Genomic DNA, 12,770 nt, shown 5'->3' on the forward strand with positions numbered 1-12,770 from the left:
AAGAGTCTACCAGATACGATTCTTGGAATGCCCGGGACGCGGCAAGGCCGGGCAGGGACAGTTGAGCCAACTGCGAGCCAACTGGGGACAGAGCACTTTTCCGGGGTGCCTCGAAGAGATCGTGTTTCAAGTTGGCTTGTGGTTGCCTGCATGGAGAGCGGTTCCGGAGCGTCGCCAGCTGTTGAGCCCGTTCGCTCTGATCCGTTTCGGCTGCAGCGCCACTAGACCATCAGGCCAATCGGTGGCCGAACGGCAAAAGTCGAGCGTGAGGGGCGGCTAAGCGGTCGTCATCAACTCGCGTGCGCGACGTCGCAAGTGATACCGTCGCTGCGTCCGGTGACTGCGTATCGAATCAACGCTCTCGGGACGCCCGGCAACATTGCCGAACAGCTGGCCAAAGTTGCCCGCCAGTTCACACCAAACCGTCCCGTCCAGACCCAAACGCTTCAACACCGCCGCAACGGAAGCCGGCGTCGTGCCCCCTTTGCCTGGGATCGACTGACGGGCCGTCCAGTCCAGCAGTTCCAGGTAATCCACCAACGACATTGCCAGGAACCCCTTTTCGCTACAGCGATCACGAAGCGGCGACGGGTCAGGGCCGATTGGATCGGACGCTTCGTCGATGGTGAGCGGAGACAGGAACGCATCGGGACGGTTGGTTTGCCGATCCGGCCCTTCCTTCAGTGCTTGGGTGGCGTCCTGCGCCTGGGCAACGTCCTGCTGAGCTGCTTCGATCCGACGCTGCACCGACGTGTGATCGCTGGTTTCGAGCGTCTGGGCCATGGCTGCCCGAATCAAGTTCAAATCCACGTAGGCTGAGCACGCCAGCAAACTGGCTTCATCCACCAACCGTGTCGCTTTGTAGCGATCTTGAAAGAACCGGCCGCTCTCGTCTTCCTCGGCGTTGGCCCGCATCGAGACCCGCTGGCACAGCAACCGCATCCACCAACTCAGGCTGGACAGCCGTTGGCGAATCTCGGCCAGCTTCACTGGGCAGCCAGCAATGGCACGAATTTCTGGCTTGGTCGGCTCAGCCGGGCTGCCGTCGGGCTTGCGGTTGTGGGGACAGATTCGGCACCAGCGAGCGGCCACTTCCTCGTCACTCCAGGACGCCACGACATCGGGACGCGTACGAAGAATCAGGTGAAAGTGATTTGAGAGGATCGCGAAGCCCAGCAAGTCGATCCCAAACTCAGCCGCGAATTGGTGCAGCAAGTCTTCGATCCAAACCTTTCGATGATCGAAGTTCTTGCCGGAGACGGAATCATCGCCCAACAGGAAACAGCGGCGACAGGTGCGGTTCCAAACATGGGCCACCGCCACCTCATCGGGATCAAACACTTCACAGCGGGCAAGACGAACCATCGACGCAACCTCACAAAGAAGAAACCAGCGTCAAACTCCATCCAATCGTTATTTGTGTGTCCATCCCGAAAGTCAACCCGCGAAAAGGTGCTCTGTCCCTCAGCGTTGCATGTACCAAAGCAGCGTATCTCCGGCGTCCCATGCAGCGTAAGCCTCTGGGATGTGCCACCAGACGTAGACGACACGCCCAACGAACGAGGAAGCGACCAGAAGGACCGCCATCCCAACGATCAACCATGGCCGTTTGAGAATGGTCATGCAACGGAATCTTCGTCCGACGAACATCACCGGTCGCCGCGGGAGATCTTCCATTGTTAAAACGCTTGGCTCGGCGACTCGGGTGGTTCATTGGCGATTGCATCAGGGACGGGACGTTGAATCGGTGACACATTTGCAGCGTAGACTCGAACGTTGCTGAGCCTCTGAACCCACTGTTCCTCAAACAATCCATCGTGGTCGCGGTCAAACGAGACGATTGCATACTCGCGTTTCTGTTCGAATCGTGTGTCAATTCTACCGTCTGCGTTGCGATCTGAATACTGAATCGGACCTTGATCGAGCGTCGTCCAGTCTCGTCGCCATGTGGCCACGCCATCAATCTGTTCGCTTGCCCAACCGCTGACGTTGTCGTGGTACTGAATCCGTAGATTCGGGCCTCGCATCAGGTACATCGCGATCGAGCTCAAAAGCACGAGAGCAAGCCACGCGATTATGGAAAATCGTGCATTCATTTCTGAGGTCTAGCAAAATCTTCCGTCCAACGAACGTCGGACATCACGGGGCACGGAGAGTTGATGTTCCATTCTAGCAAGCGCCGCACGCCGTCCTCCCTCGCATCTCATGGTTCGTCGCGGTTTTCTGAGGCTCTTGATCGGCTCACTGAATTGAATAGCATAGAATCGATCTTGCTGCGAATCTCCTCTTCTTTGTCCAGTACGATCACGGCGTTCTCCAAATCTTGCTCTGCGACAAGGTCTTCCTTCTGAATCTGCAATTCATCTATCGCGTCAAATAGCTTGGCCAGTTCGATAGAACCTGGGATGTATCGGGCGGCGATTTCGCGATCATCGTCAGCTAGATAGCCACGTTGACGCATTGCTTCCGCTATGTCGTCAAAGCACGGGCAATCCATCGATATCTTTAATACGTCGTACTCTAGGTCGACGTTGCGAACGAATTTCTCGGGGGAATAAAAGATCGTGATTTTCAGTGGGCTGGGGCGAAACAGCTTCCAAACCAGGTTGCCGACGAATGAACGCGGTTGCGTTAGGGGCAATGTGATCCGCACAGTGTCGTCGACAGTACCGGCATCAAGGTCGCGGTGGCGGAGCAATTCCGCAATCGACTGCGCGTCCCATCTGTCGTCGGTCGGAACGTGAAACATCGGGACACTTTCCTCGTCGACGAACGGTTACATTAACCGGGTGGCGACGGTTGACGTTGATTTCAAAAACCGGCATGTTCGCCACTCCGGTTCAATGTTTTGTTATCCGTCGAGTATCAAGTTTGGAGGTTGGACGTCATGTATTGTGATTGATATGGTAAATGCGTCCGGCGTGAAGGTCTACAATGAACAAATCAATATTGCCCGGATAATCTCCCGGATCATATTTGAAGCATGAGTAAAATGTTCCGTTCCGAGTTATCGAAGAACGAATATTGTCGAAGTGTTCCGTAAGACCTGTTGCCTTGCTTTCGTCGTAGGACGAGAGCGCGAAAGAGAGATCCTCAGAGAATGCCGGGTCCAGCGGAGCCTCACGCCAATGTTTGGTTTCCCAATGATCGCGGTATGTTGGCCTTTTGGGAAAATCGGCAAACAGGCGACCGTCGGGAGCCTGAAGTCGCGAACGTACGGAATCCGGAAGTTTATACACTTCAAATGAGTAGCCATCGCCATTGAACGAACGTTCGGAATTGTACTCGAAGACTGGAGGCCCGAGAACGACCGAGGCATCGTAAACGTTGTTCAGGTACGAGCGGTATCCTGCGTGGTCGATCAATCGTGTGACCAACAGGAGCGCCGCGAAAAGCAAGACCGGAGCGGCAATCTGAATGCCCAGACTACGCCAGCGTTTTTTTGCAGCAGAGACGATCAACCAGGGGATACACCCGAGGACGCCCACGGCGACTGCAATCAACCAGATGAAAATCGACGTGTCACTCATGGTTTAGTCGGGTAACTTGTTTCTCAGCCGTCGGACCGACTGAGAATAGGTGTTTCAGGAGTGTTTTCGCAGGTTCTTCGGTGAGAACAAGTCGGGTGCTTTGACTCCGCGGAGACTTGTTCTCAGCGGGGGCTCCCCCCGTTGGGATGCGTCCAGTTTGTCGGATTCGCCGGGGGGATGCAATCCAATTCAGCGGATTCGCTTGGGGAGAACAAGCCAGTGAGCCAGGCTGGCTTCGCGGTTGGTCGGACGGACTCGGCAGTGGTGTGGATCGGAACGAAGATCAGCGTGGGGCCATCCGCAGGGGAAGCCCCCTCACCCTTGCCCTCTCCCCCGAAACGCGTTTCGGGGGAGAGGGGGCGTCGGCTTGCTGGCGCGGCGCCGTTGGGTTGGGAAGTGGAGCAATCGATTCCCGACGCCGACTCTCTTGAACCCCTTCCGGGATCAAAACGGCATGACAAAGGAAGGATGCCGCGGGCGTGGCAAGGAGCTTCTCGCAAGTGAACCGTTGTTTTCCGACCGTTCCTTAGCGAGCAACGAGGACTGATTGAGAGGCGTGTCGGAGGACGAAGCGACTGACGCTTCCCAGCATGACACGCTCGATCAGGGATTCGTCTTGGTCGCCGACGATGATCAAATCGCATTGGTGTGAGTCGGCGTAGTCGACGATGGTTTGCCCCACGTGAGCGGACTCCACCAGCATCGGTTGAACTTTCATGCCCAAGGATTCCAAATGAGGTCGTGTGGATTCCATCAGCTTCCACGCGGCCGAGCGAACCTCTTCCATGTAGGCAGAGACCTTCTTCAGCAAATGAAGTTCGTATTCCGGGTGCGTTTCCATCACGTGCAACAGGTGAACCTCGCATCCAGGCTGCAATTGCAGCGACTCGATCCAGCCAGGCAAACTGGAGTCGGGGGCGGCATTGCTGATGGCGACCACCACGCGCGAAAACATGCCTTCGGTTGTGTCCAGCGGCGGATCAACGGGGCGATGAATCAGGCACGTGCACGGGGCGCGGTTGGCCACATAGTCGGAAGTGCTTCCCAGCATGATTCTTGCAATCGCGGAGTGCCCAACCGACCCCAGCACGATCCAGTCCGCCGAAATCTGTTCCGCCAATTCCAGCAATCCGCGGCCGGCGTTTCCTTGCGTGACCAGTGACTGGCAAGAGGCGAAGTGGGAGCCAAATTCTTGAATCAGTTTGTTCAGGTGCGCCTGCTCGGCTTTGATTTGAGAATCGATGACTTCTTGGGGGATCCAAGACAGGTCGGCTTCATCGACTTGGTACAGCGAGGGTTCTGGGAGAACGGTGGCCAGCGAAACCTCGCATGCTTTCGAAACTCGCGACAGTGCCAAAGCTTCCAATGCGTTGCGGGCCGGCGGCGAAGAATCCATTCCGACCAGCGTATTCAAGGGAGCCTGTTTGGGTTCGCTCATATGATTTCTTCCGAGGGCAAGTTTTGTTCGAAGCGTTCGAGCAAACGATACAGTTTACGGCGATGAATTCCTAAGTGCCGAGCCGCTTTCGCTTTGTTTCCACCGAGTTGTTCGAGAACCTTGAGCACGTGGGCTTTGACAAGGTCGTCCACTTTGAGGTTGCTGTCGCCGAGCGCGAGATGGGGGGCCGTTTTGGTTGGCAAGCCATTGGCGAAAGCCTCGTTGGCAGTCGCGCCCGATTGGTTCGTTTCTCGAACGATCCGGTTGGGTGAGGTGTGTGCGGCAGTCGATCGGGCGATTGGGTGAAGGAGTTCCCGCGGCAAGTCCTCCATCGTGATCCTTTGATCGTTGCCCAAAATCGTCGCACGTTCAATGACATTGATCAGCTGGCGAACGTTTCCAGGCCAGTGGTACTGAATCAGCGTTTTGTGAGCTTCTGGGTCCACGGACCATTCCGGCGGTAGGAAGTGCTGGAGGAGTTGATCGATGTCACCTTCACGCTCCCGCAGCGGAGGCAATCTCAGCGTCAAAACATTGATTCGGTAGAAGAGGTCTTCTCGAAAATGTCCGTCTTTGACTTCTTCGGTCAGGTCTCGATTGGTCGCGGCGATCAAGCGAACCTTCACCTTGCGTTCGCGGTGGCAGCCGATCCGGCGGAGGGACCCGTCTTCCAGCACCCGCAGCAATTTGGGTTGCAATTCGGGCGGCAATTCGCCGACCTCGTCGATGAACAGCGTCCCGCCATCGGCGATTTCGAACAGCCCCGGTTTGTCGGCGGTTGCTCCGGTAAAGGATCCCTTTTGATGACCAAACAGTTCACTTTCGACCAGCTGCTGTGGCAAGGCGGCGCAGTTGACGGTCACAAAAGGTTGGTCCGATAGATCGCTTTGTTGTTGGACGGCGCGAGCCACCACTTCTTTGCCTGTTCCACTTTCTCCCTCGATCAGCACCGGTTTGCGAGTCGGTGCAACTTTCGAAATCATCCGTGTGAGTTCCTTCATCGCCGCAGACTTGCCAATCAACCTGGGGGATGGACGACTTCGCGTCACGATGGCTTTGAGTTGTTGGTTCTCTTTTCGGAGTTGCCCTCTTTGGCGGGCAAGTTGCACGCGATGTTCCAAATCAGCCAGTGAGCATGGCTTGGTCAAAAAGTCGCAGGCGCCCATCTGCATCGCTTGCACACAGGCTTCGATGGTTCCTTTGCCCGTCAAGAAAAGGACTTCGACATCCAAGGCTTCCTCTTGGACGCGCTGCATCAATTCCAATCCGCTCATCCCCGGCATGTCGATGTCAAACACAGCCACGTCAAAATCTTCGCGGTCGAGCAAGGCCATCGCTTCGGCACCGCTCGCCGCCAATCGGACCCTGTGCCCCATCCGCTCCATGAACTTGCCACAACTGCGCCGATAGTCATCTTCGTCATCGACGAGTAGCAATTGAATGGTTTGGCTCATGGCGTGGTTCAGGCAATCAAGTTTTGGTCGGGAATCTGGGCTGGACCACCTCCTTCTGCGATCTTTGTTCCAGTGTCAGAATCACGGTGAATCAGCCCTCCAGGGGTTGCGAGTGTGCGGCTGGGGGCACTTGGTGTGCGGTATGGCACGAGCGACGTGTTCAGGGAGGGACGCCAGCGAATACGGTGATGGAAAATGGGGCGATGCGATCACTGCAGGCGTGGCTTTTTTCGGTCGCTCAGATCGCTGCTTCGCCATGGCACATCGTTCGCGTTTGGTCATTCGCGTTTTGCTGGGCGTTGGCTTTCGCCTTGGCCAAATGCCGCTCGTGCCCAAGCAGGCAACCCTCGCTGCTTGCTTCAGTCTCCCACTCGTCACTTCCGCTTTTCACTTCCGATCAGCGAACAGCAGCCACTTCGCCTCCTGGGCGAACCGTTGCCATTCGTGGTCCAGGATTCACATGCGTGTTCTCAATCACATTCTTGTTATCGAAGACGATGCAGACTCAGCAGAGTCGCTGTCCGACGTGTTGTCCGTTGGCGGATTTGACGTCACCACCACGGGATCCGTCCACGAGGCCTTGGAGGCTCTTGGCAAACAGCGGTTCGGATTGATCTTGACGGACCGACGACTGCCCGACGGGCTGATTGAAGATCGTTTGCAGGAGTTGTTGGTGGCGAGTGCGAAGACACCTGTCATTGTGGTGACCGGGTACAGTGATCTGCAGGCAGCAATCGATGCTTTTCGGCAGGGGATTTCGGACTACGTGATCAAACCGATCATTCCGGAGGACCTCATTGCAACAGCCCGGCGGATTCTTGACCGACGAATTTTGGAGCAACAATTTCAAAAGGAGCATGCCTTTGCGGAGCGGCTTCAGGCGACCGCCGAAGCTGTCATTTTGGTGCTGGATTTTGATGGTCAGGTGATTCACTTCAACCGTTTTTTGACCGAATTGACGGGCTGGTCTCAGGAGGAATTGATTGGCGAGAACTGGTTGGAGAAATGTGTTTTTCCCGAGGACATTCAGCGGGTCGGACAACTCTTTGAAACGACGGTGAGACTGGGGGCGTCTCGCGGGTTCACCAATCGAATTCACTGCAAGAACGGCGAGGCTCGTGAAATTCGTTGGTCGAATTCCAAGCTGCAGGATGACGATGGAAGGGCTCAGTTCATTTTGTCGATCGGCATCGATGTTTCCGATCTGAGCGAAGCGAATCAGCGAGTCGTTCGTGCGGAGCGTTTGGCAGCGATTGGAGAAACCGTCGCGGCTTTGGCTCACGAAAGTCGCAATGCGATTCAGCGGATCAAAGCGGCCTCCGAAGTCTTGGCCATGAATGTCCACGGCAACGCAGACTCGGAAGAAGAAGTGACCGCGATCCAACGAGCCGCATCAGATCTCGCAACACTGCTGGAAAGTGTACGAGCCTATGCGGCACCCATTCAGACTGAATTGGAGAGTGTTGATCTGAGAGATGTTTGGCGTCGGGCTTGGCGCGATCTGGAATCCAAGCGAGAGCACCGGGACGCAGAGTTGATGGAGGAGATGTCGAATTGCGAGCACCTCGCGGTCGTGGATGTCTGTCGGATGGAGCAGGTTTTTCGCAATCTGTTTCTCAACGCATTGGAGGCGACGGAAGACCCCGTCCGGGTTGAAATTCATTGTGAGTGCACCAGCGATCAAGTCTGCCTGAGTGTCTCGGACAATGGTCCGGGCCTCAATCAAGAGCAGGCCACGCACCTGTTCGAACCTTTCTACACAACGAAACCCACCGGGACTGGATTGGGGATGCCGATCTGCCAACGCATCATCGAAGCTCACGGGGGCACGGTCACCGCGCTCACTCAGGCGTCAGGAACCAGGATTCAAATTTGCATGCCGCGAGAAACGGCAGAGACCCCATCGGCGATCCGGGAAGTCACGCTCACGTGAACGGTGACTTCCGTTCCAGCGAACGTGTTTTTGGGGGCACGGTGATCGGCGCTGCGAGCTGACCTTGGATCCAAACTGGTTTTCGCGGGCGACTTGCCCACGTTCGCTGAAGGAGGGAACGCTGCCACCGAGTTTCAAACGGTGCAGATGCCGAGCGGCGCGCTCAGGCCTTGCGGACAAATTCCGACTTCAGTCCCATGGCACCGATCCCATCGATTTTGCAGTCGATGTCGTGATCGCCATCGACCAGGCGAATGTTTTTGACCTTGGTGCCCACTTTGACGGTCTGACCAGCGCCTTTGACTTTCAAGTCTTTGATCACAACCACGGTGTCGCCGTTTTCGAGTGCGTTCCCGTTGGCATCGCGAACGATGTCTGCTTCCGCAGCGGCCTCGGCATCCGCTTGCGACCATTCATGGCCGCAGCTTGGGCAGACCAGCAAAATGCCGTCTTCGTAGGTGAAAGTGCCCTCGCATTCAGGGCAGTTCGGCAGGTCACTCATCTTTGTGAATTGGGTTTGTAGGATCGGACAACGGCGAAGACCCATTGTTGCAAAATGAGCGGTGGCGCGTAGTGGGCCCCCTTTTTAGGTGACCTTGGCCATTCAAATCCTCTTCGATGCGTCATCCGTTGACCTGCACTTCCGACACTGAGTAACCCCGCCTGTTCTACTTCGACGGCAGTTTGACCACGTTCGCCCAGAAGTGCTGGACGCTCTGAATGACGTCAAAGAACTGAACCAGATCGACCGGTTTGACGATGTAATTGTTGGCGGCCAAGCCGTACGATTCGTCGATGTCACAATCATGGCTGGATGTTGTCAGGACCACGACCGGGATGGATTTGAGTTTGTCGTCGGAACGGATTTCTTTCAGTGCGGCTCTCCCGTCCATGCGGGGCATATTGAGATCCAGCAGAATGAGATCAGGGCGCACTGCCTCTTTGTATTTGCCTTCCTTTCGAAGGAACTGGAGGACTTCTTCTCCATCCCAAACGTGGTGAATGTTGCTGCGGAGTTCGCCTTGCTGCAGAGCATCGATGGTCAGTTCCGCATCGGTTTCGCTGTCTTCGGCCAAGAGGATGTCGATGGGCTTTCCTTGATTCAACATGTGGAGGTTTTGCATTGGAAGTGGAGTGCTAGCAGGTACGCAGGTGTCATCGGGTCGGTGAGCCGCCTGGCGTTCGCCACGGTTCCCACGCACAACCGGGGCGAACGCCCAAACGGCTCACGGGATTCAACCCAATCATTCCTGCCCACCTGCTTGGATGTTGTTGGGTTGGATGTTGTTGGGAAGAGAAATTCGGAAGGAAGTTCCTACGCCCTCTTCGGAGACCAGCGAGATGGTGCCGTGGTGGCGTTCGACGATTCGTTTGCACAGGGCCAAGCCAATGCCTGTGCCCGGAATTTGTTCTCGGCGGTGAAGGCGTTTGAAAAGTTCAAAAACCTGGTCGTGGTGCTTTTCTGCAATCCCGATCCCTTGGTCAGTGACTGTGATCAGGTGCTGCGATTGATCGGTCTGGCAGTCGATCGCGATCTTTGCTGTTTCGCCTGGTTTGCGGAATTTGATCGCATTGCCAATCAAGTTTTGAAACAGTTCTGCCAAGAAACCTGCGTGGCCGTGAACGGTTCCCAGTTCCGCGACCAGGATTTCGGGAGAGGTGTCTTGGATCAATTGAGAAAGGTTTTGAAGGGCGGTGTCGACGCAGGGTTTGAGTTCGATTTCCGCGAATTCCAGTTCCGATTGCCCGACTCGAGACAGACTCAAAATATCGTCGATCAGTGCTTTCATGCGACCCACACCGGCGATGATGTGCTTGAGGTAGCCCTGGCCTTTTTCATCGAGCGAAGCGGCGTGCCGCTGTTGCAACAGTTGGCTGAATCCGGTGATCGCCCGCAGGGGTTCCTGCAAATCATGCGACGCGGCAGACGCAAACCGCTGAAGTTCGCGATTGCTCTCTTGCAGTTCCTGCTCGTACTTTTTTCTGTCTTCCACATTGAAGATGGTACCCGCGGTCCGGATTGGGCTTCCTGATCGGTCAAACAGCGTGTGAGCATGCACGCGATACCACTGACAATGCCCGTCTCGATGACGAATCCGCACATCGATGCTGAAGGGAACGCGGGAATCGAGTTGCGTGGTGAGATTCTCTAAGAACAAGGCGAGGTCGTCTGGATGAAGACGGTCGCGGATTGCATGGAAATTCTCAGCGAAGGATTGCCGGTCAGTGCCCTCGTAACCGAGCATTTGACGGAATTTGGGTCCGTACTGGACCTCGTCGGTTTGTCGATTCCAATTCCAAATGCCCCCACTTTCACCCAACAGCTGAATGTAGACCACCTGATTCTGCAGGTCTTTCAAATGTTGGCGGATACTCACCGCCGACAAGGTGATCGCGGTGCCGATTCCGAGAAGGATGTTGAGAAGCATCAGCGTTTGCGTGTGCTTTTCAAGTCGTTCGGCTTCGACGCGACAGGATTGATGAAGGGAATGCATGGTCGCCTCCAACTCGTTGAGAGTCGAAGTGTCGTTGAAACGAACAGCAGCATCGATTTCACGGGCCGTGGCATTGTTGTCCGCCATGGTGCGGACGACGATCAACTGCCCCGCGTATTGCGCGATCATGCGTGTGGTTTGTGGAAGCGGAGCACCTTGAATCGGGCCTTGATCAATCCGTTCCAATTCGCGAATCAGCCGGTTTGCATTCCTCGCGTTTTGGAGGGCTTTCTCGTAGTGCTCTGGCTCATCTGGGCGCAGCACGTAGTTCTTGAAGTTGTGGATCAGCCCTCCGTAACCGATCTCATGTTCAAGACGTTCGGTGGTGTCAGTCACTTTCGCCGCCAGCTCGTTGACGGCATGACGCTGTTGTTCAACCGAGATCATGTAAAAGCTGATGATCGACACGGTAGCAATGCAGAGGCCAATGCATAGAACGAGCGTGGATGTACGCATTGGATGGATTGCCGCGGGTTGTTTGTACCGAAACTTCTGCATTTTGTTGCGTGCCGCAAGCAAACGCAAGTGATGGCGTTGGCCGTGCATCTTGTTCGTTCATTGATCGGCGCCCCGAAGGGTTCCCGCGATGCTCATTCCCTCCACCTTTCTCAATGGATGGTGCGGCGTGTCAATTCGACGCAGCCGTGTTTGTCCTTGGTCACGACATGCGATGATGGCAACGGTTGTGCCACCACGCCGCCAAAGCGAGCTTCCGTGACAAGCACGGGCCGTCGGTGAATCAGGCAAATGACCGAGTAACAAATTTGAGCAGCCAGTTCTGGTTCTTCGGGGTAGTTGTAACAGAGGCCTCCAGAAGCACTTGTGTTTCCAAATGCCAAGCGACGCCCATCGCCATCTTCTGCGAGGCTCAGGCATTCGTTGCAAATGTGCCACGGGTAGCGAAGGAAGACGCGCTGTTTTTTTCCGCACACCGGGCAGTGATGATCGGGCAGTTCGTTCTTGGATGTCGGTGGTTCCATACGGGGATCTTGCTGGAAAAACGAATCTCGGTGGACCGAGACGTTTGGGTTGGTTGATGAGACGCTCGTTTGGTCATATTACATGGGTGGGGATCGAGTCTCCGACGACGCTTGATTTTGTTTTTTCGTAACACAATTTGAGAAGAATGATGAGTAAAACACAAACGATCGAGAACCTGCAAAAAGCGTTGGGCATGGAACTGACCGCGACCCACCAATACCAGTTGCATGCTTGTGTGCTGGACGATTGGGGAATGGGCCTGTTGGCGTCCAAGATGCGGGAAGAATTGCAAGAGGAGTTGGGGCACTCGGAAGACTTCCTGAACCGGATTTTGTTTCTGAACGGAAGCCCCAACGTGGCGATGCAGAAAACGCCTGTGCAGGCAAAGTCATTGAAAGAGATGTTTGAATCCGACTTGGCCGACGAAAAGGAAGCGATCGAGTTCTACACCACGGCGTCGATTCAAGCGAGCGAAGACCGTGACATCGGGACTCGCCAATTGTTCGAACGAATTGCGGTGGATGAAGAAGGTCACGCCGGTTGGTTGGAACTGCAGTTGGATTTGCTGGAGCGGATGGGGGAACCATCCTACATCGCCAAGCACATGCCAGCGAACTCGGACGAATAGAGTTGGTTGCATGCATCGATCAGGGAGTCGGCCGCCGGCAATGTTGCGACGCTCTCGTCGATGACCGAGGCGTTGTCCTGCCAATTTTCGACGCGAGCCAACTTGGACCGTCGATCTGCTGCGAGTGATTGGATCGTTGCTGTGGGAAGTTCACCCTCGACGGTCGCGTTGACGAACGTCATCTCGTCGTGGTAGCGAACGATGACATCGTCGTCGTAGGTCATGGCTGCTCCAATCACGAGTTGAGGAAGCGGAAGCGACAAATGTCGCTCCGCCAAAGTTCGCTGCGATCGCTGGAAAGCCTTCGTCGT

The 12,770-nt window shown here is 55.6% G+C and carries 14 protein-coding genes; 2 read left to right on the plus strand and 12 right to left on the minus strand.

Going from position 1 to position 12,770, the window contains the following annotated elements:
* Window positions 1-276: 276 nt before the first annotated feature.
* From RISK_RS02240 to RISK_RS02275, 7 genes are all read right to left on the minus strand, one after another.
* On the minus strand, window positions 277-1,365 hold the full coding sequence (locus RISK_RS02240) for a hypothetical protein (RefSeq protein ID WP_047812601.1): 1,089 nt from the start codon (window positions 1,363-1,365) through the stop codon (window positions 277-279).
* Between the two features lie 99 nt (window positions 1,366-1,464).
* The gene (locus tag RISK_RS32075; protein WP_160311389.1) at window positions 1,465-1,623 is read right to left on the minus strand and encodes a hypothetical protein; all 159 of its coding nucleotides are present in this window, start codon (window positions 1,621-1,623) and stop codon (window positions 1,465-1,467) included.
* Window positions 1,624-1,679: 56 nt separating this feature from the next.
* Complete coding sequence (locus RISK_RS02250; protein ID WP_047812603.1) at window positions 1,680-2,057, minus strand: hypothetical protein; 378 nt, start codon at window positions 2,055-2,057, stop codon at window positions 1,680-1,682.
* A 146-nt stretch (window positions 2,058-2,203) separates the two neighbouring features.
* On the minus strand, window positions 2,204-2,749 hold the full coding sequence (locus RISK_RS02255) for a hypothetical protein (RefSeq protein ID WP_047812604.1): 546 nt from the start codon (window positions 2,747-2,749) through the stop codon (window positions 2,204-2,206).
* A gap of 136 nt (window positions 2,750-2,885) precedes the next feature.
* Window positions 2,886-3,530 carry a hypothetical protein gene (locus RISK_RS02260; RefSeq protein ID WP_047812605.1) on the minus strand — a complete coding sequence of 215 codons (645 nt, stop codon included), beginning with the start codon at window positions 3,528-3,530 and terminating at the stop codon, window positions 2,886-2,888.
* Window positions 3,531-4,056: 526 nt separating this feature from the next.
* Complete coding sequence (locus RISK_RS02270) at window positions 4,057-4,968, minus strand: universal stress protein (RefSeq protein WP_047812607.1); 912 nt, start codon at window positions 4,966-4,968, stop codon at window positions 4,057-4,059.
* On the minus strand, window positions 4,965-6,422 hold the full coding sequence (locus tag RISK_RS02275) for a sigma-54-dependent transcriptional regulator (protein ID WP_047812608.1): 1,458 nt from the start codon (window positions 6,420-6,422) through the stop codon (window positions 4,965-4,967). The genes RISK_RS02270 and RISK_RS02275 overlap by 4 nt, the downstream gene beginning before the upstream one ends.
* Before the next feature lie 460 nt (window positions 6,423-6,882).
* Here RISK_RS02275 and RISK_RS02280 point away from each other — a divergent pair, with 460 nt between their 5' ends.
* The gene (locus RISK_RS02280; RefSeq protein ID WP_047812722.1) at window positions 6,883-8,355 is read left to right on the plus strand and encodes an ATP-binding protein; all 1,473 of its coding nucleotides are present in this window, start codon (window positions 6,883-6,885) and stop codon (window positions 8,353-8,355) included.
* 163 nt (window positions 8,356-8,518) lie between these two features.
* Here RISK_RS02280 and RISK_RS02285 read toward each other — a convergent pair whose 3' ends face one another.
* The 4 genes from RISK_RS02285 to RISK_RS02300 form a co-directional block, all read right to left on the minus strand.
* On the minus strand, window positions 8,519-8,857 hold the full coding sequence (locus RISK_RS02285; protein WP_047812609.1) for a zinc ribbon domain-containing protein YjdM: 339 nt from the start codon (window positions 8,855-8,857) through the stop codon (window positions 8,519-8,521).
* Window positions 8,858-9,023: 166 nt separating this feature from the next.
* Window positions 9,024-9,464 (minus strand): response regulator, encoded by a 441-nt coding sequence (locus RISK_RS02290; RefSeq protein WP_083434743.1) that lies wholly within the window; start codon window positions 9,462-9,464, stop codon window positions 9,024-9,026.
* 135 nt (window positions 9,465-9,599) lie between these two features.
* The gene (locus tag RISK_RS02295; protein WP_236695961.1) at window positions 9,600-11,258 is read right to left on the minus strand and encodes a sensor histidine kinase; all 1,659 of its coding nucleotides are present in this window, start codon (window positions 11,256-11,258) and stop codon (window positions 9,600-9,602) included.
* A gap of 200 nt (window positions 11,259-11,458) precedes the next feature.
* A complete protein-coding gene (locus RISK_RS02300) occupies window positions 11,459-11,830 on the minus strand; it encodes a hypothetical protein (RefSeq protein ID WP_047812610.1) in 372 nt (123 codons plus the stop codon).
* Window positions 11,831-11,979: 149 nt separating this feature from the next.
* On the opposite strand from RISK_RS02300, the gene RISK_RS02305 reads away from it, so the two are divergent.
* The gene (locus RISK_RS02305; RefSeq protein ID WP_047812725.1) at window positions 11,980-12,459 is read left to right on the plus strand and encodes a bacterioferritin; all 480 of its coding nucleotides are present in this window, start codon (window positions 11,980-11,982) and stop codon (window positions 12,457-12,459) included.
* Here RISK_RS02305 and RISK_RS02310 read toward each other — a convergent pair.
* Complete coding sequence (locus RISK_RS02310; protein ID WP_150122466.1) at window positions 12,420-12,683, minus strand: hypothetical protein; 264 nt, start codon at window positions 12,681-12,683, stop codon at window positions 12,420-12,422. The two genes, RISK_RS02305 and RISK_RS02310, sit on opposite strands and share 40 nt — an antisense overlap.
* Window positions 12,684-12,770 lie beyond the last annotated feature (87 nt).

Source organism: Rhodopirellula islandica (assembly GCF_001027925.1).
Classification (GTDB): Bacteria; Planctomycetota; Planctomycetia; order Pirellulales; family Pirellulaceae; genus Rhodopirellula; species Rhodopirellula islandica.

Coding starts and splice junctions, on each gene's coding strand:
- RISK_RS02280 (WP_047812722.1), top strand. CDS start 6,883: ATGCGTGTTCTCAATCACATTCTTGTTATCGAAGACGATGCAGACTCA.
- RISK_RS02310 (WP_150122466.1), bottom strand. CDS start 12,683: ATGACCTACGACGACGATGTCATCGTTCGCTACCACGACGAGATGACG.
- RISK_RS02285 (WP_047812609.1), bottom strand. CDS start 8,857: ATGAGTGACCTGCCGAACTGCCCTGAATGCGAGGGCACTTTCACCTAC.
- RISK_RS02240 (WP_047812601.1), bottom strand. CDS start 1,365: ATGGTTCGTCTTGCCCGCTGTGAAGTGTTTGATCCCGATGAGGTGGCG.
- RISK_RS02255 (WP_047812604.1), bottom strand. CDS start 2,749: ATGTTTCACGTTCCGACCGACGACAGATGGGACGCGCAGTCGATTGCG.
- RISK_RS02270 (WP_047812607.1), bottom strand. CDS start 4,968: ATGAGCGAACCCAAACAGGCTCCCTTGAATACGCTGGTCGGAATGGAT.
- RISK_RS02300 (WP_047812610.1), bottom strand. CDS start 11,830: ATGGAACCACCGACATCCAAGAACGAACTGCCCGATCATCACTGCCCG.
- RISK_RS02290 (WP_083434743.1), bottom strand. CDS start 9,464: ATGTTGAATCAAGGAAAGCCCATCGACATCCTCTTGGCCGAAGACAGC.
- RISK_RS32075 (WP_160311389.1), bottom strand. CDS start 1,623: ATGACCATTCTCAAACGGCCATGGTTGATCGTTGGGATGGCGGTCCTT.
- RISK_RS02305 (WP_047812725.1), top strand. CDS start 11,980: ATGAGTAAAACACAAACGATCGAGAACCTGCAAAAAGCGTTGGGCATG.
- RISK_RS02275 (WP_047812608.1), bottom strand. CDS start 6,422: ATGAGCCAAACCATTCAATTGCTACTCGTCGATGACGAAGATGACTAT.
- RISK_RS02260 (WP_047812605.1), bottom strand. CDS start 3,530: ATGAGTGACACGTCGATTTTCATCTGGTTGATTGCAGTCGCCGTGGGC.